We start from the raw sequence: 19784 nt of genomic DNA, 5'->3' as shown, positions 1-19784 counted from the left end.
CATTACAATTATACAAAATACGAAACAATTTCTCGTTTATTATTCGTTACAAAAAACAATTGTTGGCCAACCATAAAAAAGACTTCCGGCAGCAGATGATCTAATCGATCAACTATACATTCCTTAAATTGTACGTTGTGCTCTTGAATAACCGTTAATATGAGTTGTAACTTATCTTCTTTCCTCTCATGATAGGCCCACAGCTCTTTACCGTCAGTTTCCAGAAAGAAATAGGGGCCAACTAAAGTGCTTGTAATTGGAAGTGGAGGAGTCCGGTGAACAGGGGAGGCCGAGCGTATATTTCTGGGCAAAGGCGACAGTTTATTTAGTAATGTATGATTTTCAAGTATACTTCCCGACAAAGGCTCCAGCAAGCTGACCGCATTCGTATCTGAAAATCGTTGCTTTACCGCTATTCCTTCCTGTGTAAGCTCTACGAATTGCAGATTGAATTGCTCCCAGGTGACCTGTTTACTATGTATATCGATAGCTACAAGTCCCTGCGTTTGCCCTTGGTTTGGTTGCGGATAATGCTGCAGGAACAGTTGGTTGGTATTCACCGCTGCCAGCGTCCACCAACGATCGCCATAGTGTATGTGATCGGATAACAAACGACCACTGCGATAATGAATAACCGAAAAGTAGGGCAGCCCATCCTGATCTCTCCATTCGATGGCAAGCATACCGGATAGTTCATGGATGTCTATCTTCCAAATAGTGCCTTCATATAAGTAAGAAAATGCTTTTGTCATTCGTTAACGATTATTGCTACCCTCTTTCATCTTTCTTCTATAACCATCTGACAAAAATAGTATCTTTATATGGAAAATCCCTTTAAAAGCGTGCAAAGGAAAAGAAGCTTTATCGGTAAAAGGAGAAAAATAAAGACAATGCTTATGATAAAAGACAGAAGCCTACGGCAGTGGCTTTCAATAGGACTGTTAATTGCGTTATTTTTACCCGGTTCTGCAATAGGCAAAACGCAGGAAACGGCCACCGTTTATCAATATTACTTAAGTGAAGAAATTGGCCCGGCAGCCTGGCGTAAAACTGAAAAAGCATTTAGTGCAGCTAAAGCACATCATGCCGATTATATTTTAATCGAAATCAATACCTACGGTGGAATGCTTAATTACGCCGATTCCATACGAACTAAGATATTAGAGTCGGAGCTGAAAACCATTGCTTTTATAAACCATAATGCGGCTTCTGCCGGTGCGCTGGTGGCGCTTGCCTGTGATAAAATCTATATGGTTAAAGGTGCAAGCATAGGGGCTGCCAGCGTGGTAAATCCTCAAGGAGAGGTGATGCCGGAGAAATATCAATCCTATATGCGGAGCTTAATGCGGGCAACGGCTGAAGCAAAGGGGAGAGATCCACGAGTAGCAGAAGCTTTTGTGGACCCGGATGTCGTGCTACCGGAATTAAAAGAGGCTGGCAAAGTACTTACTTTGACGACACAAGAAGCGCTAAAAATTGGTATGATCAATGGCGAAGTGGTTAGTTCGACAGAGATACTTGCTAAAGAAGGTCTAAAAGGGGCATCTATCACCCGGTATCAAAGCACATGGGTTGATAGCTTTATTAATTTTCTTATCAATCCGGCAGTGAGTAGCGTGCTGATTTTACTGATTATTGGCGGAATTTATTTCGAAATGCAAACGCCGGGCATCGGTTTTGCATTGATAGTCGCCATCATAGCTGCACTTCTATTCTTTGCTCCGTTATATATCCAGGGACTGGCCGATAATTGGGAGATCGCCTTATTCATAATCGGTATTATTTTGCTGTTACTCGAAGTCTTTGTCATACCGGGTTTTGGTGTTGCGGGTATTCTGGGAATCATTGCATTGGTATGTGGACTGGCATTCAGCATGGTACCCAATCAGAACTTTAACTTTCAACCTGTTGAGCCTAACCAAGTAATGACTTCCTTCGTTATTGTAATCGCCGCTACTATTGCTTCTATTATTCTTTGTGTCATTTTCGGCAAAAGCATTCTGCGTTCCAGTGCATTTCAACGGCTGGTTTTAGCCGATGAGCAACAGTCGGGTAAAGGATACGTCTCTTCTGTAAGAAATCTTAATTTAATTAACAAAGAAGGAGTCGCCAAGACGGCCTTGCGTCCTTCGGGTAAAATCGAGATTGAAGGGAAATGGTATGATGCCGTGGCCTTAGATGGGTTCATCGATAAGGATACTATTGTTTATGTTGAAAAGCACGAGAACTATAATCTTTTTGTCAGAAAAAAGAAGGACGATCAGGTGTATTAAACAATTCATAAGCCAAAACGTTATAAGTAGGTCATTCCCGGCATGCAGATCGCATGCTTAGGGTACTAACAAAAAATATAATGTATGAATCCAAAAGCAATTAGTTTAGAAGAGAAAAAATTAAGACCTGTTGTAGATCACCTAAATGATTTATTGGCAAACTATCATGTTCACTATCAAAAACTACGTGGTTGTCATTGGAATGTAAGAGGCTCGCACTTCTTTACATTACATGCTAAATTTGAAGAATTATATAATAATGCGATTACAACCATTGATGAGCTAGCAGAGCGTATACTAACCTTAGGGAAATCACCGCTCAGCCGATATCAGGACTATCTTGAGACAGCGGAGATCAAGGAAATAGATACCATCGGAATGTCGGATGTCGATCTGGTGAAAGCTGTGGTAGAGGACCTTGAAGTATTGATCGCTTTGCAACGGGACCTGCTAGAAATTACGGACGAAGCAAATGATGAAGGTTCCAACGATATGGTGAACGCATTTATGCAGTTTAACGAAAAGCAAAACTGGATGTTAAGAGCCTTTCTCAATAAGCAATAACACCTTGAATCTATACATTGGGCTTGTCTAAAAGTTCGTTTTCTTGCGTCGTCGAGCGTAGCGGTATTGATATGGCATAGATACGGGAGAATGTCAACCTGAGACAAGCCTTTGTATTTCAATCTACCTTTTAACAATTAATTAATACAGTATGTAGGCTCCTAAAGTAGCAAACTATTTATTTTTGATAAATAGTTTATGTTCATGTCTTTAGAAACAATTAACTTGTTAGGTTGGATCGGCGTTGCCTGTTGTACTTCCGGTTACTTGTTGGTTAGCCTAGGTTATATTCATTCCAATGGTTGGAAATACCAGTTGCTAAACGCATTAGGTGGATTATTTCTCGTAATCAGTGCTTTTTACAATCACGATACACCAAACACGGTAGCTAACGGGCTGTGGGCACTTATTGGGTTGATTAGCCTTATTAAGTTTGCGCTGCCAGGTGCCGTTAAAAAAGTGACTGCTAAGCGTTCATAGCCCAGCAGTCAGGTGCGATTTTCTAAACTTTAACCCTTGTTCCTTAGGGTGGTCAATCGCTAATACCCACCCGCTTTTCCTTCTCTATCTTTATTAAATGAAAATCTTCTAGATATACTGAAGCCCCATCTATACTGCCCTTTACCCCAAGATGTCGTAGTTTCCGGTATAAATTGCGATTCCTGAATGGCTGTGGCATTAGTGAAATTTAAATGGAAGACATGGCCGCCTGTTTCGATTTCTAAACCAACACCTAAGGCGTCGTAGAACTTCTGCTGATTGATGTTTTCTACGTATTCCTTTTTGTCTTTGCTTCTAAAAGGAAGAAAGTAGTCTGCTACAATAGCCATCCGTTTGCTAATCTTTAACCGACCACCGGCACCTAAGGCAAATACACCATTTTGATCGCCAAAAATCGTATAGTTCCGATGTACGTAACTCGGAATAAGTTCAAAAGAAAAGCTAGGACTAAATTTTCTTGCCACAATCAACTGACTAACATAGGTTATCCGATCGCCGAAATTCTTATAGGAGGTCGAGGCTGTAGGATCGTCAGAAGCCTTAACACCGCTTACCGTCCCACTTCCAAAAAAGGCAAGACTTACCGGAATAGCGTTATCAGTAGTTTGTTCTAGAAAACGATATTTGAAATTGGCTTCATATAATTGTGTTGCCGCAGTGGCACCCTTTGCACGGGCAATCCCAACATTAAATCGGTCAGATATACCATAATCAAAACCAATGCGGATGTCTGTCGACTGATCAAGACCGAAGAAATTTCCGATACCCCCACTACCTCCTGCAATATCTCCAAATCGGTGATCTACCCGGAATTCGAGTTCCTTTTTATGGATCGTTTCGGTCGACTGTGCATTGATTAAATGGTTGGACTTAAAAGTGGCACTCACCTTTTCGCGCGTGGTACTATCCTCTTGAATTAACGCCTCTAAATCGCTCTGCGCGAACAAACGAGAAAAGGGAATGATCAATAGAAAATAAGGGAGAAAAAATGTGATACACTTCATAGGATGACTTAAGGAGTTTTAGCTTGGTAAATAGCAGCAACCTTAACGTCTAAGGTTTCTGCTATATTTTTTATAACGAGGTTGGAACTTCAATATCATGGTCGGCCGTTTTTACCTTGAACGTACAGCTAGCTGTGATCGCACCATTGTTCACGGTTATTTTAACCGGTGCAGTGTAACTTTTAGCAACACCATGAACGGTAAGTACACCGCTAATCATGCATTGGTAGGTCCCATCGTTTCTCAATTTTCCAGGATCATTTATTTTTCCCTTAAATTCAGAAAACGGATATCGGTCGCTCTCCATATAATTTTCATTGAAATGTTCCTGCATTAATTTTTTTTTGAATTGAAACGTGGTGTTTTTCACCTTGAATACAATGTCTCCCGTATTTACGTCCAGTGCGGAAAGTCCGTTTTTACTAACACCTTCTATATCTTCAACGGGCGTACTGCTAAAAAAAGATATCGTAGCCCCGTTACTTACAAAGGTGTTCTGTGCCTTTGAAACTGCAACAGAAAGAGGGATTATAAGAAATAAGGATAAAACTATTTTCTGAATCATAATTTCTAATTGTTATTGTTCAGGCATATTACGATCAAACCAGGCTTTTAATAGCGCTTTTTCGTTAGCACTTAGTGAACCGCCGACAGGCATGGTACCAGTTACTAGCACGACATTGTTGATTCTCGCTCCATTATCCCGAACAGATGCAAAGCCGGAGAAAGTCCAACGGCCACTTGCACCGCCACCTGCAGCATGGCAACCGGCGCATTTCGTTTGAAACAGGGCTCCGGCGAAATTGCTATAACTAACATTTTCAGCGGTTACTTCTTCATTGCCAGGTTTTTCAGGCTCCACTGCTTGATCTTTAGAACAGCTGTATATAACAGCGATAAAACTTGCTAAAACAGCAAGTGTGTAAAGTGATTTTTTTTTCGTGACTTTCATAAGCTAACCTATTCGTTTTATTTTTTTTGATTGATACTCTAAATACGGAGCGCATGACAAAAGGGTTGCCTAGCTTTATAAAAATTGCAAAATATTTGTTACCAATTTTGTCCTTACACGCACAAATAATTTTAGCTTTGAAGCAACCTTTTTTTTACGGCATTCGTAATGCTTATTGGAAGGAGGGCTTGGTGGCACCAAAGGAGAATCAGGAAGAAGTCATATCGAAGCTAATACAGGGATGTATTAAAGAGGATCGGAATTCCCAAAAGGAACTCTATAGACATTACTATGCATATTCGATGGGAATTTGCCAACGTTATGCGAGTAATAAAATAGACGCCGCCAGCATTATGAACGATGGTTTTTTTAAGGTATTTAAGCATATCAAGAAATACGACCACACTAAACCTTTTACTGCTTGGATAGGTCGTATTATGGCCAATGCGGCAATCGATTATTATAGAGCTAACCTTAAATTTGCAGGAAATGAAAATATAATGGATTACGATCAGGCCGGGTCTGACGAAGCAATCTATGAGAAACTAAACTATCAAGACCTATTATTCATGGTACAGTCGTTAAGCCCGTCCTATCGTACGGTTTTTAACCTCTATGCAATTGAAGGATATAGCCATGAAGAAATAGCAGGAATGTTGCATATTTCTGTCGGAACATCCAAATCTAACCTGTTTAAGGCCAGGGCAAAATTGATGGAGATGCTAAAGGCGATCGACTTGAATGTCGGCAGAAATGAAGCAGACAAGAACCTTAGTGAATAAGTGTGATGGAGAAGAAGAAACTCGATGATCTATTCAGAGAAGGGTTGAACAACCCGGAAGTATCTTACGATGAGATGCACTGGATAGCTATGGAAGAAAAGCTCGTCAACAATAGGAAAAAGAAGGTAAGACTTATTTGGCTTAGCTCTTTAAGTGCCGCTGCGGCTGTTATACTGGTTTTTCTTGTCATCTGGTGGCCCATTACAAGTGATCAGTCTGTTGAAGTGGTTAAAAAGGAAGATAGTATCATATCTAAAAAAACGCATATAGATAAGCCGGTACCACCTATTGTCGATCAGATCGTTAAAATGATAAGGCGCCATCGAAGAATACGTCACCAACGATTTCCATCCCTCTTCTTGAAGACAAATCTAACGAACGAACGGGTAGATTGGAAGCTATATCGGAAAACATATATAAAGATACCTTAACAGTGCAAGCAGGAACGAACGGCTTACTTGGAAAAGTAGGGCAAAGCCTAAAACCAGCACCTGTATATTCATTTAATACATCAGATGCAGAAATTTTGTCTGAACCAAAATTAACGATCAACCGAGAAAGAAGACCATCTTACTTAACCATCTTAGCAGCGCCTGATTTAACAAGCGTACGAGGTGCCGGTAATCCTCAGCTAAGCCAAAATATTGGTGTATTATATACGCTACCATTAAGTAAGAAATTAAGCGTTTCAGGCGGCGTATTATACGCACGAAAGAATTATAACTCACCTTACAGTTTTTACCGGCCCAAAATACAAAGAAGCTACGGAGCAACACCCAGTCAGGTAGATGCTGCTTGCGATGTGTTGGATGTGCCTATAGAACTTAATTATCAGGTTTACAATAAAGGTGCAACCCGTATTACCTTGAACGGAGGTGCTTCCAGCTATTTCATGTTACGAGAGCAATATGAATTTAGTTACGATACCGGTGATCCATATAAAGATAAGCAACGCACTAACTATGAAGTAAGAGGGCAAAATAACCATCCTTTTGGCGTAGCGAATATTTCGGCAACTTTTGAACAACAGTTGAACAACCAAGTCACAATCGGCGTTAGGCCATTTGTCAAATTACCTTTAACAGGGATCGGTTATGGGCGGACAAAATTGGACTCAAAGGGCTTAGCCGTTTCGGTTAGTTTTAAATTGGGAAAATAGTTAAGTGGTTGAGTAGCTAATTAGCCGATTAGCCAATGAGATCATCAGATGGCTTAGAGCTTATTGCTGCTTATAGCTTAAATTATTCATAAGTATTTATTTTCAATGGTATTATTCATTGTTGTTTGCTTTTTATTGGCATTCATGAGCTCGTTGCGCTCGGTTCATGAGCTCCCTACGGTCGGTTAGTCAATAGTTAAATAGTTGAGTTGTGGAGTTGTTAATTAGCCGATTAGCCAATTTGATGATGGAGCTAGTGTTGCCTAAAGCTTACAGCGTATAGCTTACGACCCTATTCGTAGCAGTAGCACCGACTAAAGCCGAAAGCTGATATCCGAAAGCTGAAGTCAATAAAGCCGATTGCTGAAAGCTACAGTCTTTTAAGCCGTTTTGGTTAGTAAATATTCTACGAAACAAGCCAGAATATAATCCCATCCTTCCGGTGCATCCATCATTTCCCGGTAAGCAGGGCCCTTTTCGCCATGCTTTGAAAAATTTCGATGTTCCAAAATCATCGTTGTGCATTCGTTGCCTTCGCTAAAGGAAATTTCCACCTCACTAGCTTTGTCAGGGTTTGGTTCGGGCACACGGTTAGGCCCTATTTGCCAAAGAAAAGTTAAAGTATATGGATCAAATTTTATAATTCGCCCCCAGTCACACTGAAAGCCGTATGGGCCTATTTCAGTAAGAAAACCATTGACGGTCGGATTGACTTTGATGGCAACCAACTCTTCTTTCGACCAAGTGTACTCTTTAGGCCACCAAATTCCCAAATCACTCAGAAAAATATCAAAAGACCTTTGCAAAGGTGCATCAAACATTATTTTTTTTCTAATATCTCCCATATTACTTTTGTTATGGCTGCTTTGACACTTACCGTATCTTGCTAACAAGTGAAGGATGAATTGGTTTGGGAGACTTCACTTTAGCGATGCAGAAATCTACAGGATTGGCTTCCAATAAACGGAAAAGGGCTAAGTATCTTTACTTAACCCTTTTTATATTTTGCGATTACGATTATCGCACTAAAATTTAGCGCCAATAGTTAAGAACACATTGTTACGGGTATTTTTAACGCTGGCAATAGGCGAATTTACCGGATAATCAGCAGCTAGAGCGTACGGCGTTGTATCATACTCTTGTCTCCAGTTTTGATAAGTTGCATCGACGTAATAGTTGCCAAAGCGGAAACCTAAACCACCGGTAATCGATTGTGCTTTATAATCTACGTTTTCGTAAGGATTGCCCGTATGGTTATAACCGGCGCGAATCATAAATTGTGGCGTAACAACATATTCACCACCGACCTTTAAGTTAACGGCTCCTTTATATGTATTTTTTATGTCTTCTGCATATTGCATATCAAGGTCAGCAACATCTGTAGTGATTTTCATGCTTTTATAGTTGACGAATTCGACGTCTGCGCTGATCAGACCTTTGCTAAATACCGCGGAAATACCACCATTTACACGATATGGCGTCCTTAAATTGTAGTCATATGAACTGTACTCCGGCTCGTATTCATACCACGAAATTTCCGCACCTGTTTCCGGGTGAAAGTTAGTAATCCCATAATAATCTGAATAATCAGTTGACATATTATACCAAGTAGGTGTCGTGGCCGAAAGTCCGATACGAATAATGTCGGTAGGGCGATAAATTAATCCAAGCTTTACATTTACACCGGCGCCTTTTGTATGCCCTTCGTAATCATCATCGTAGTAATAATCGGAATTCAATAATTCGTTGTAGAAACGAGGATCATCAGAACCTTGTTGTGGGTTTAGGAAACGAGAGCCTTGGTCTACGACTCTATCATCGAACAGGTAGCCATCCTCTTCAAACCGCCTATAGGTGCGATGATCAATAGAAGAAAATGCAACGGATGCACCTAGATAAAGTTTATTGCTGTAGTTGGCCCCAAATGACAGGTTGGTTTCTGATTGAGATCCCTTAGTTTGTGTGAAAGAACGTTGTGTATTATCCGGAACACCCATAGGGAAATACAGATTGTCTGCGCCAATATCAACTAAACCCGCATCCCAACCAAAGTCGTGAGCAACACCTGTTCTAGGATCGGCCATATAGTCGGCAATACTTGATTCGTTGTTTTGTCCTGAATAATTCAAGTTGGATATAAAGCTGTTCGTTTTATTATAACTTAAACCTACATTGAAGTTAAGCCAACCCTGATCTAGATTAGCACCTCTCGCACGCATAGACGGGAGATTAAAAACGATACCTAACTGATTTAAACCGAAGCGATCTCGGGTGCTCTCTGTTTGGGAACCAAAGTAAGTGGCTTTATTCTTATCACCGAAATAATCCAGCGATAAGCTTATGTCGGAATTGTTGAAAAAACCAAGACCAGCGGGGTTACCGGCGATGTTGCTAATATCCCCACCCAGTGCCGTTTGCGCATTTCCCATCGCTTTAAAGCGAGCTGTGGCGCCTTGCTCGTATTGTGAAAATAAAAGCGACTCATCCAAATTTTGACCCCTAGAAGCAACCGCTGTAAATAAAAACAGACAAAGAGTTGCTAATTTCTTATTATTCATGAGAAGTAAATTAATTAGTAATAAGTGGATTGCTTTATGTTATGTAATAATAAAGCCGACTAATTTTGAAACAATTGATCAAAAAAGGTCGGCTTTATTTTTATCTAAGATTATCGTCCTCCGCGACCTCTAGACGAGCTGCCGGAACCGCCGCCACCGCCTCTGCTCATGCCACCACCGCCGCTAAATCCTCCGGACGAACGACTCGGAGACGGAGTATAGGATGGCCTTGAGGTAGGGCGTGAATAACCTTCACTCGGTCTTGAATTAGTTGGTCGAGCTGGTCTGGAATAAGATCCTGAAGGTCTAGTAACGCCAGGTCTTGAGCCTGTTGTAGCTGGACGGGAATAACCGGGTCTTGACAAGCCTTCGGATCTTCCATAATTCGGTCTGCTAATTGCAGGTCTACTGCCTCTTGCCGAACCGTTATATGATGAACCTCTTGATGAGTTAATATTGGCATCGGATGAAGACCGGCCGCCTCGACCTCTATAGCTTGAAGCCGACCCACCGGAAACCACACCTCTGGCAGGTCTTGAACTACCTGAAGTAACCCGTCCGGTAACACCTCGGTTAATTCGAGTTATAGACGATCTTGACCCTCTATAGTTATCGGCATATGAACGAGGCTGATAGTTTCCGCGGCTTATGTAACCACCACCCCAGCCCCAGCCTGGATAGCCCCAGCCGCCACCCCAGTAGCCCAGTTCGGAAATGATTTAAAAAAACGTTATTTAGTATCTATTGAAGTCTTTAGCGTCTTTTTTCTTTGATTTTTCTGAAAGCTTTAAGAAAACGGCTTTGTTCAAAAGAATCCTTTATTTTGCAAAATCGAAATTGGAGCGCAGATTTGGCGTCGAAATAAGTTATCAGAAAATTGAGATCACTGGTTTTTTAAATGTCATACTTTATAATCTAAACTTTAACTTTCCAAAAAGGAATGCGCATTTTTCTGTAAAAAGCATTCGGTTTTGCCTGAACAAGCCCTTCCTTAATGGCCCTCTTTTTAAGAGTTTAGAGCTTATTTCTATGCGAATTTTAAGACATGAACAGTGGGGAGGGAAAGAATCGGTGAATGCTGAACATGATGCCAACTATATACCTAGGATTCATTCATTAACCTCTAAGCTTCAACCCTTTTTTCAAGAAATAATAGTTGAAGATTTCGCAATCAATGGACTACACGATTTTGAATTAAACCACAAAGGAAAGACTATCTTTAGACCAGGTCTAGTTGTATGTTCGAAATCTACAATATCTCTTCTAAAAGGCGAACAGAATCTTCTGAAAATATATTTTCAGGGTCTCGATGCCAAAATTGAGATTGATAAATCTTCTATAAAAATGAACACTGAACTCAGAGGCTCGGATATATCCCTACATTCCTTGGCAAATGATAATTTGGAGTTTGATAAAATTGCTTTTAATATAGAAGTTTTCGAACGTAATTGTGTAAAGAATATAGACATGAAGTCATTATTTGTAGATGGGATCAACGTCATGTCTAATATAACATTAAATCCAGACTGGTTGGAGCTAACCTTTAAGCTTGATAGGGTTGATTTTGCATATATTAAAGTGTTTTTTAAAAATTTTATTAACCGATCCATCTACGACATTGATGTTGGAGGCTTTTTAGAAGTTTCGGGAAGGTATAAACTTAGTCGAAGTTCTCCGGATCAATATCAATTTGACATCGACTTTGCTGACTCTGAATTTGAATTGATTTCGCTTAACTCTTTCAAGATGTCCAGGTCAATTAACTCAATAAACTACACGTTAAATGAATTCGGTTTGCATGTTGATGATCGATATACTGATACATTCCTTACATTTGAACGTTATCCGGTTTTGTTGACACGGGTTGTAATGATGTGCGAAGATCCGTCTTTTTACTTCCATAATGGCATAGATATTGAAAATATTGGTTTCGCTCTAGCAACCAATATCCATTTGAAAAAAATAGCGAGGGGCGCTAGTACCATTACAATGCAGCTTTCTCGTAATCTCTTTCTAAATCAGAATAGAAATTTTTACCGGAAGATTGAGGAAGTGTTTATTTCTTTAATTATGGAAAACCTTATATGCGTACCAAAGGAGAAGATATTTGAAGTATATCTTAATATAATTGAATTCGCTCCAGACATTAGGGGGGTAAAGGAGGCCTCAAACTTCTATTTTGGTAAGAGTGTTTCTGAGTTAAAACTAATCGAAATGATTACCCTAACATATATTATTCCAAGGCCAAAACACTTTTTTGAGGCTTTGAAGATTAAGTCGCCAATTTTGACTGTGAATCTTAGTAAGCATGTACACTCTGTTTTACATAGGCTTAAGCAACAAGGGATTGACTTGGACAAATTTGGTTTATGGAATGACAATAATTTAGAAATAGAATTCACCTCTGATTTGGGTGTGTTACGCCTACTAAGGAATACTTGAACCTCAAGGTTACAAAAATTCGATTTCGAATCAATTAAAGTACCCAGCTGCCCAAAAACATATTGCAATCTGTTGATAGCTAACTACCTTTGTTATAAAAAACGGAGCTTTAAAAAATGGAAAGAATGCTTTCGATGATATTTGTTTAACTTATTTATTTTTTTCTTTTTTCTTTTTTTTTTTCAAAATACTGTTTATATTTGAATACATTAAAAAAGTAACTGTCAATATTTATACTTATTGTCTCATCCAAAATCGTCGTTTTTATGGATAAACATAGCCAATCGATGAATCTATTAAAATTCGTAGAACGATATTCGAGAGAAGAAAGCTGTAAAGAGCAATTGCAGTCTGTTAATAATGAACAAGATGGCATTTTCCAATAAAAAGGAATATATGGCTGGGTAAAGTAATTTGTTCAATTTCTATTGAAGAGAAAGCAAAGAAAGCTCCCTAAGTGTAAACAAACATGTTAAGCAATATATTTAGGCCTCAATATATAACTAACAATTTATTTAACTTAAAATCCCCTTTGAAATGAAAAAAAAATTAAAATTGAACAAACAGACTATTAGTAACCTGGATGAAAAAGCACTTAGCAACCTAAGAGGTGGAATTGGATTGGGTGCATTGGATGACAGCTGTTGTGGAGGAAGCTATTCATGTAGTAAATCTGCGTTTGCTGGTGCTTCTAGCGGTGCAGCTTTAGTGACAGTTGAGCCAAGTGCTGCGGTATGTTCTGCAATTGGTTGTTAGAATAGTAAACAAAACATTTAGTTCTAAAAATGGCGTCATAGTTTTATGAATATTATTCTTAAGACTATGATGCTTTTTTGATTAATAAAAACTCAATGCTCCAAATCAGTAAAGAAATTTCCCATATAATACCATACATTAATTTTGATGTTAATATTGACAATTGTAGCATTTTAACGGGAGAACTCAGTAAAGTTCTTGTACTTTTTAGCTTATATGACATTGGCAAAGATGAAACGGTAAAAGTACAGGCAGAAGATTTATTGTATAAACATGTTGAGTTGGCTGCTAACTATACCTTAAATTTTAAATTTGCCTATGGTTTGACAGGTTTAACATGGCTAATCCGGTTTTTGAAGAACCGTAAATTACTAAACGACGATTATGATGATTTTTTAATTGACGTTGACGCCAATCTCTATAAATCGTTGAAATGGGATCTTGAGGATAAGATTTACGATCCGTTTATAGGCTTCATTGGCAAGGCTCAGTACTTATTTGAGCGTTTAGAATCTGGGACAGATGATAAGGTGCTTGATTTGTTGAAAGGACTAATTGACGGACTCGACGAAAGTTGCATAAAAGATGGTGAAAATATTTCATGGCTAGACTTTTACACCTCTCTCCACAATCCGGATGGTGACAAAAATCCATATTTCAATGTTGGATTAGCACACGGTGTTCCAAGCATCATTTGCTTTTTGAGTAAATGCGTTCGCAAAAAAATCGAAGTAGAGAAATGCTCGGAAATGATCAAAGGTGCGGTGCGTTGGCTTTTAAATCAAGGTGATAATGATTATGTATTCCCATCTGTTGTTTGGCCAGACAAAAGGAAATTCGTCCGACATCCATATGTCCTGAGTTGGTGTTATGGAATTCTATCAGTCGCAACAGCATGTTTTGCAGCGGCAAAGGAGTTAAACGATGATAATTTGCGTAAAGAGGCTAAGGATATGGTAAAAATTGCTTCTGGATTACATAAAAAAGGATATGCCGTGGTAAGCGATGAGGCGGGTATCCCGAACTTATTTTTTTGCCATGGAAGTTATGGAATCGCTTTTATTCTAAACAAATTTGGAAAGATTTTTAATGATGATGAAATTTTTGAAGCATATCGCTATTGGATCAATTTCTCTGAAGAGCAATTCGGAAAATATGCTAATTTGATTACTAGGCATCAAGGACTTTTAGAGGGGTTAAGTGGGATTGCCCTTATTGATTTAAATCTAAAATACCCAGATAATTCTCTATCGAATTGGGATAAGATATTCTTTCTGGATTTATTGGATTAGTTATGATCAAATTAGGCATCTTAGAATTTGGCTACGCATTTGACAAGCAGCAAAGCCGAAAGATAATAGAGGAAACAATTCTATATTCCATTAAGATTGAAAAATTGGGATTCTCTAGATTATGGATTGGTGAACATTATAACGAGTTTTCAACATGGTCCAGCCCTGAGGTACTCTTAACTTTGATAGCTTCTTCAACTAGACAAATAAAAATAGGTGCCGCTGGTGTTCTTTTAAATTACCATAATCCATATCGCCTAATTCAGACATTTAAGATGTTATCCACTTTATTTCCCAATAGAATAGAATTAGGATTTGCTAGAGGGGGAGTTCCTGGATTTGTAAAGAAATATACGCATGAGTTATCTGCTGCTGATTCACAAATGTTCTTTCGCTCGCAGATTGACCAGCTTTTCCAAATTATAGATGATGACAGCAAATTTCTCAAAGGAGAAGATGTCGAGTTATATATCGCACCTATTGGGGGAGAATTTCCTGATTATTGGTTTCTGGGAACTTCGGATTCCGTCTTCGAACAAGCAATAAACTACAAATCCAATTTTAGTTTGTCCTTATTCCATGATTCCTTGTGCCAAATGGACAAAAAGGATCTATTAAAGATTTTTTCGGAAAAATTTTTCTACCAAAATGGGTTTCTTCCTCAGAGAAATATCGCCATTAAATGTCTATGTATTGAGGATAAAAAGTTACTTGACAGATGGAAAAAGAAAAATATCTATCAAAAAAAAGAAGGCTTTGTTATTGGCGACAAATCCGAATGCATTACAAAAATCCTTGAACTACAAGACAAATATGGAGCTGAAGAAATTATTGTTTCCATTCCGTTCTTAAATGGTAAAGACGATCCACAAATTAGAGATGAATCACTTAACAACTTAGCTGAGTTCATTAATTAATTCTATGGATATCCTGATATTACACTTAAAAGCAACAAAAAGCGAACATAAGACTTTTTCCTTTTTTGAAGAAAAATTAAAGGAAGCAGGGCATTTTGTGAAAGATTTAAGTGTCAAAAGCCAACACTTTCGTGATGCTGTTAAGCTGGAACGCTTCGAAAAAATAGATCCTTCGGAATGGGATTGCATCTTTGTATTTGGTTCAGAAAATGTCGATCGAAAGATCAATTTTTTAAACAAGAAATTTCAAAAGCCAATTTATCTCTTTGTCTGTAATTGTGATGACGACGAGTATTTTTCGTACCTTGCCCATAGTAAACATAATCTATTCGGAGTTTTTTTCTTGAACCCTATCGGAATAATGCAAAGAAAAATCCCATTCAAAAGAGTGTTTTATTTCTCTTCATGTGACTTTCCTGCGAAGCGAAATTTTGCTAAATCAATTGGTTTAGATCTGTTTCATTGCTCTAACAGATTCGCTCACCAAGTAATTAAAATATTTAATACTATTCCCGATTTGAAGCTAAATGTGTACGGGAAAGCTGAAGATAAAAAGCGCTTCGAACCTTATTTTAACAACAACATAACATTTTTTTCCACAGATAAGGAAAAGTTATACATGCAAAAAGATATTATCCTTCTAACTTATTCTGTAAATGCCTTAAATGCGACGGTTTCGGGTACGCCCGTGATAATCGTGGGAGAAAAAGGGTTTGGCGGGAGGCTAACGGATGAAAATCTCTTTGATCAATTAAGAACCGGTATCAAAGGTCGAATAGGAGGGTATCTAGATGAGGAGATTCCAGGAAGTTTATTGTTGAACGAGATTAACACAATATTAAATTTTTCTGAAGATCAAATATATCACCAAACTGAGAAAGTAAGACAACTGGTTAGTATTGAAAGATTTATAGATAATGTCCTTGGCCATGTTGAATATCATAATTCTGTCTTTGATCATTACAATAGAGGTGATTATTTTGCTTTGAGAGCAGAATTGTTAGAGGGACTAGACCTTAGTGTTACTTCGGAAGGAGAAGGGATTGTTATATTAAAAAGTCACAATCAGCTAAGGCATCATTTGGACAAAACCGAATGTAAGTTTCTAGAATCTTTAATTTCAGAAAATAATTTGTCTGAGGCAATTTTCACATTTCTTGTTTCCTGTGATGAAGATTACGAATCCGCTGTCAATTTTGTTGGAGAATTGTGGAGAAATAAGGTGCTAAGATTAGAAATTATAAAGGATGCACGACGTTTGGAATAACATTGATCTAGATATAGTTGTTGTGGGCATTGAAACTTTAGACGAGTGGAAGGTTTACATGGTTCGTAATTCGCTCTTGTTTGGCAGGAACGGACTGCGAATTGTGTATGCGCTTCCAGAAGAGATTGTTTCTTCAGAACTGAGCAAGTGTGTATCACAATTTCCATTCTTAAATCTTTGTATTGTTAGCTATAGCAAATCGTTTTCTTCCGGAGCTATTCTGAATACTTGTCTAGACTTATGTAGGAAAGATCATATATGTATATTAGATCAGCAATTTTCTCTTCAATTTAGCTTTTTTGTTCAACTTAAAGGCGTGATGATAGAGTATACCAAGTACTATTTTTCAATAATCAACAGCAGTGAAGAGCCTTCCAAGGCCATAGGATTTGCGTTTCCACGAGAGATAATTGACCTTACGGGTGGATTTGACGAAAGTTTGGACCAATTTTATGTTGAAAACATTAAAGCGAGATTGGATATACTTGGATTTAAAGAGATTGGTATAGATTTTTCTGGGAAACCGATCCCTTATCTTTATCGCAATGGGATAAATATTAAAAGTAGTGGTTATGAGAGAGCTTTGTTCCCTAAAAATGCTAAAACCCATGTCACTGCCACTAATGGTAAAGTAATCTATGACTGGGACGTTTGGGATAAGGGAAAGTTCAGCCTTTTAGTGAGCTACTTAGATGAATTTGTCGAATATAAAATATTCGACACGGAATTTTTCGCGAAGGAATATAAAATAATAGCATTAGTTCAAACATACAATGAACAAAAATATATAAAGGATACTTTATCTAATCTATCAAAAAGTGTTGATGGGATTATTTGTCTTGACGATTCAAGTGAGGATTCTACATATGAATTAATGAATAGTGAAAAATTACTATTCAAAGTAAAGAAAAGGCGTAAAGGGTTTGATGATCTAAAAAACAGAAATATTCTTCTTAGGCTCGGTTCTTTTTTGAAATCTACTTATTTCTTTTTTATTGATGCGGATGAAATGTTTGAGGATCGATATAATAATGTGTTAGAGATCACGGAACGTTCTGAAGTAGATGTTTGGGGAATATACTTATTGAATTTATGGAATAATGATTATGAATACCGTGCGGATATTCCTGATGGAAATGTAAACTCAGCACATGGCGCAATATTCAGATGGAGAATTTTCAAAAATATTGGTCCTATGCAGATTTATGCGGATAAGAATTTACACTTTACTGCTGTCCCATATTTGCAACGTGTATCAAGGTCTAATTTGTTGCTGCTTCATCATGGAATTAAAAATCTATTTGACAGGAAAGCCAAGTATGATTTTTATAAAGAAAGTGATGAAAATTTTGAAGTTCATTTAAAAGAAGGTATGTATCAATATTTATTAGATGATACAGTGATTAGGCGCTCTGTTAAGTCTTTTGGTTTAAAGCACGGATTTCCATACGTATTGAATCAAGCTGATTCCATTTAATCTTTAATGGCTGCTTGATATATCTTCTTAGATATGTCCAGCGATCCGTTTATTGCAATAATTTTTGATCCTGTATCCGCTTTAAAACCCTATCAATCTTCAAGTTTTCTAAATACAATTTTCCGATATTTTCCGAGAACTCAATTTCTGTTAGAAAGCTATTAATATCTATATCTGAAATAAGGTTCCTGAAATAGAGATTTTCCAGCATGTTCTCTATATAATTAGATAGATTGCGATCAAGTTGCTGGCTACGAGTCAAAACAGCGTCAAGAAAAAACCTAGGCCGTGGTACGATATAGGATAACGTGAGTGCTTGGATAGTAGTTAAAGAATTAGACTCTTTGCCAAAATAAAAATAACTTCCATTTTCAATTCCAAAAACGCCTGGAGCGAACTCTATTACTTGAAAATAAACAGCTAAGATCCTGTGTTTCTTTATTGAATAGTAGTTTTCTAATAGTACCGTTATAATTGCTTCTTCCAATTTTCTTGCTAAGGTCCTTGACTCATCCATAAAAAGATTCTTAACCAATTGCATTGAAATCGTACTGCCTCCCACTTTCGTATTACCAGATTTGAAATTTCTAATAATTGCCAATCCTATTGCCATAGGCTCTATTCCTGAATGCTGAAAAAAGGAGGGGTCTTCATTTATTATTATTACTTTTTTAGCAAAATTTGAAATAGATTGGTCGGTTGAACCTGAATAGACTAGCATTGAATGTTTATATGTCGATAGAGGAAATTTATTATTTAAATAGCTAAGATCCCAATCTATGTTTATGATGTTATAATCGTTTTTATAAAATTTAAAGCTAAGAATGGAATTTTTTAAATCTTCAAGATTGATATGAAAATCGATTTCTGCCAAGAAATTTCCATCGTCCAGTAGAGTTTTGAGTTCGGGGTTAGTAGGTGATGGTATAATATCGATTAACTTGCTTAGACTTGAGTATATTTGCAAGAATATTGATAAATTAATGTTCTTGTTTGGGAGATTATGTCTAACGATGCTATAGAATATGACATTACCATCAATGTCTATGTATGATTCATCACCTCCAAAGATTTGGGTGTCCTCCAGAGGAAGGAATTGCTTCGCCTTAAAATACTCTATTTCAACTCTCTCTCTTGATATTGTTGGGTGATACAGCTGTCCTAGATGAATGAAGGTTGAAACCAGTAATTTAGAATGGTCAGAAAAATCGACTTTTGCTAGAAGTTTGTTGAATGAAAAGATGTCTGTCGTATCTTTTTCTAACCTATTGATACTAATTTTGATGTTGTGTTCTAAGATGGATATTTTAAATTTATATTTAGAGTTGCTAATTGCAGATAATTTGTTTAGTTCGCCTTTAATAGTGGGGTTCTCTGAAAATATATTGTATAAGGACGCCTTTCCCCTATTTGAAATAATTTCTATTTCATTAATACTAAAAATCACCTTGGTTAAAATATTTTTTATAAGTTGATGTCTTTTTTTGAACTTTATAGCAAGGGTATGAACTTCCAGGTTTGTTCTTGATTTTTTTTTGTCAGTTTTCCTTAAGTCTGCAACTTGTCTTATTTCTGCCTTTCTAACTTTTATAACTTTAGGTACTTCGTTGAGATTTATCGAAAGCAAGTCGATTTTAAAAGCGAAAGAGTTCCTTTTGAATGTTAGATCATGTATAGATATCGCATTATTAGAGATTTTCATTTTACACCATACAATATTCATTATATGATATTTCGATAGTCTTTTCTTTACTTTGCTGAAAACTAACTTGTTGACGGGTTTTGTTTTAAGACTTATAAGTGCTATCTTAATAAAGATTCGGTACGCAAGTCTCTTTAA

At 37.5% G+C, this 19784-nt stretch carries 20 protein-coding genes; 12 read left to right on the top strand and 8 right to left on the bottom strand.

What is annotated here, in order from left to right; translation table 11 throughout:
• Positions 1-8 precede the first annotated feature (8 nt).
• The gene (locus QT327_RS03795) at positions 9-752 is read right to left on the bottom strand and encodes a DUF4905 domain-containing protein (RefSeq protein ID WP_130856817.1); all 744 of its coding nucleotides are present in this window, start codon (positions 750-752) and stop codon (positions 9-11) included.
• Between the two features lie 144 nt (positions 753-896).
• On the opposite strand from QT327_RS03795, the gene QT327_RS03790 reads away from it, so the two are divergent.
• The 3 genes from QT327_RS03790 (at position 897) to QT327_RS03780 (ending at position 3317) form a co-directional block, all read left to right on the top strand.
• A complete protein-coding gene (locus QT327_RS03790; RefSeq protein WP_341273589.1) occupies positions 897-2273 on the top strand; it encodes an NfeD family protein in 1377 nt (458 codons plus the stop codon).
• An 84-nt stretch (positions 2274-2357) separates the two neighbouring features.
• The gene (locus tag QT327_RS03785; protein ID WP_013667879.1) at positions 2358-2837 is read left to right on the top strand and encodes a Dps family protein; all 480 of its coding nucleotides are present in this window, start codon (positions 2358-2360) and stop codon (positions 2835-2837) included.
• 204 nt (positions 2838-3041) lie between these two features.
• Positions 3042-3317 (top strand): CBU_0592 family membrane protein, encoded by a 276-nt coding sequence (locus QT327_RS03780; RefSeq protein ID WP_130856818.1) that lies wholly within the window; start codon positions 3042-3044, stop codon positions 3315-3317.
• Positions 3318-3376: 59 nt separating this feature from the next.
• Here QT327_RS03780 and QT327_RS03775 read toward each other — a convergent pair whose 3' ends face one another.
• From QT327_RS03775 to QT327_RS03765, 3 genes are all read right to left on the bottom strand, one after another.
• On the bottom strand, positions 3377-4342 hold the full coding sequence (locus QT327_RS03775; protein ID WP_289552078.1) for a DUF5777 family beta-barrel protein: 966 nt from the start codon (positions 4340-4342) through the stop codon (positions 3377-3379).
• 70 nt (positions 4343-4412) lie between these two features.
• On the bottom strand, positions 4413-4907 hold the full coding sequence (locus QT327_RS03770) for a YceI family protein (RefSeq protein ID WP_289552077.1): 495 nt from the start codon (positions 4905-4907) through the stop codon (positions 4413-4415).
• Positions 4908-4919: 12 nt separating this feature from the next.
• Positions 4920-5294, bottom strand: coding sequence for a hypothetical protein (locus tag QT327_RS03765; protein WP_149105996.1), 375 nt, complete (start codon positions 5292-5294; stop codon positions 4920-4922).
• Between the two features lie 137 nt (positions 5295-5431).
• On the opposite strand from QT327_RS03765, the gene QT327_RS03760 reads away from it, so the two are divergent.
• From QT327_RS03760 to QT327_RS03750, 3 genes are read left to right on the top strand one after another with little or no spacing between them, the layout of a single operon-like run.
• Positions 5432-6076, top strand: coding sequence for an RNA polymerase sigma factor (locus QT327_RS03760; RefSeq protein ID WP_246860311.1), 645 nt, complete (start codon positions 5432-5434; stop codon positions 6074-6076).
• Between the two features lie 5 nt (positions 6077-6081).
• The gene (locus tag QT327_RS03755; RefSeq protein ID WP_289552075.1) at positions 6082-6507 is read left to right on the top strand and encodes a hypothetical protein; all 426 of its coding nucleotides are present in this window, start codon (positions 6082-6084) and stop codon (positions 6505-6507) included.
• 2 nt (positions 6508-6509) lie between these two features.
• Positions 6510-7235, top strand: a complete 726-nt coding sequence (locus tag QT327_RS03750; RefSeq protein ID WP_289552073.1) for a hypothetical protein — start codon at positions 6510-6512, stop codon at positions 7233-7235.
• Positions 7236-7615: 380 nt separating this feature from the next.
• On the opposite strand, the gene QT327_RS03745 is transcribed toward QT327_RS03750, so the two are convergent.
• From QT327_RS03745 to QT327_RS03735, 3 genes are all read right to left on the bottom strand, one after another.
• A complete protein-coding gene (locus QT327_RS03745) occupies positions 7616-8080 on the bottom strand; it encodes an SRPBCC family protein (protein WP_130856824.1) in 465 nt (154 codons plus the stop codon).
• A gap of 180 nt (positions 8081-8260) precedes the next feature.
• Positions 8261-9793, bottom strand: coding sequence for an OmpP1/FadL family transporter (locus tag QT327_RS03740; protein ID WP_130856825.1), 1533 nt, complete (start codon positions 9791-9793; stop codon positions 8261-8263).
• A gap of 166 nt (positions 9794-9959) precedes the next feature.
• Positions 9960-10361: a hypothetical protein gene (locus tag QT327_RS03735; RefSeq protein ID WP_289552071.1), complete on the bottom strand. Its 402-nt coding sequence runs from the start codon at positions 10359-10361 to the stop codon at positions 9960-9962.
• 461 nt (positions 10362-10822) lie between these two features.
• Here QT327_RS03735 and QT327_RS03730 point away from each other — a divergent pair, with 461 nt between their 5' ends.
• The 6 genes from QT327_RS03730 (at position 10823) to QT327_RS03705 (ending at position 17944) form a co-directional block, all read left to right on the top strand.
• Positions 10823-12235, top strand: coding sequence for a biosynthetic peptidoglycan transglycosylase (locus QT327_RS03730; protein ID WP_289552070.1), 1413 nt, complete (start codon positions 10823-10825; stop codon positions 12233-12235).
• 537 nt (positions 12236-12772) lie between these two features.
• Positions 12773-12991 (top strand): class I lanthipeptide, encoded by a 219-nt coding sequence (locus QT327_RS03725; protein WP_289552069.1) that lies wholly within the window; start codon positions 12773-12775, stop codon positions 12989-12991.
• Positions 12992-13086: 95 nt separating this feature from the next.
• Positions 13087-14283: a lanthionine synthetase LanC family protein gene (locus QT327_RS03720; RefSeq protein ID WP_289552067.1), complete on the top strand. Its 1197-nt coding sequence runs from the start codon at positions 13087-13089 to the stop codon at positions 14281-14283.
• 2 nt (positions 14284-14285) lie between these two features.
• A complete protein-coding gene (locus QT327_RS03715; protein WP_289552066.1) occupies positions 14286-15200 on the top strand; it encodes an LLM class flavin-dependent oxidoreductase in 915 nt (304 codons plus the stop codon).
• Positions 15201-15204: 4 nt separating this feature from the next.
• Positions 15205-16467: a hypothetical protein gene (locus QT327_RS03710; protein WP_289552065.1), complete on the top strand. Its 1263-nt coding sequence runs from the start codon at positions 15205-15207 to the stop codon at positions 16465-16467.
• Entirely contained in the window at positions 16448-17944 is a 1497-nt protein-coding gene (locus QT327_RS03705; RefSeq protein WP_289552063.1) for a glycosyltransferase, read from the top strand. Before QT327_RS03710 ends, QT327_RS03705 begins: the two co-directional genes overlap by 20 nt.
• A gap of 49 nt (positions 17945-17993) precedes the next feature.
• On the opposite strand, the gene QT327_RS03700 is transcribed toward QT327_RS03705, so the two are convergent.
• The gene (locus QT327_RS03700; RefSeq protein ID WP_289552061.1) at positions 17994-19667 is read right to left on the bottom strand and encodes a biosynthetic peptidoglycan transglycosylase; all 1674 of its coding nucleotides are present in this window, start codon (positions 19665-19667) and stop codon (positions 17994-17996) included.
• Positions 19668-19784 lie beyond the last annotated feature (117 nt).

It is taken from the genome of Olivibacter sp. 47 (assembly GCF_030372825.1).
GTDB lineage: Bacteria > Bacteroidota > Bacteroidia > Sphingobacteriales > Sphingobacteriaceae > Olivibacter > Olivibacter oleidegradans.
The sequence above is the reverse complement of the archived record's forward strand: the minus strand, read 5'-3'. Positions and strand labels throughout refer to the sequence as shown.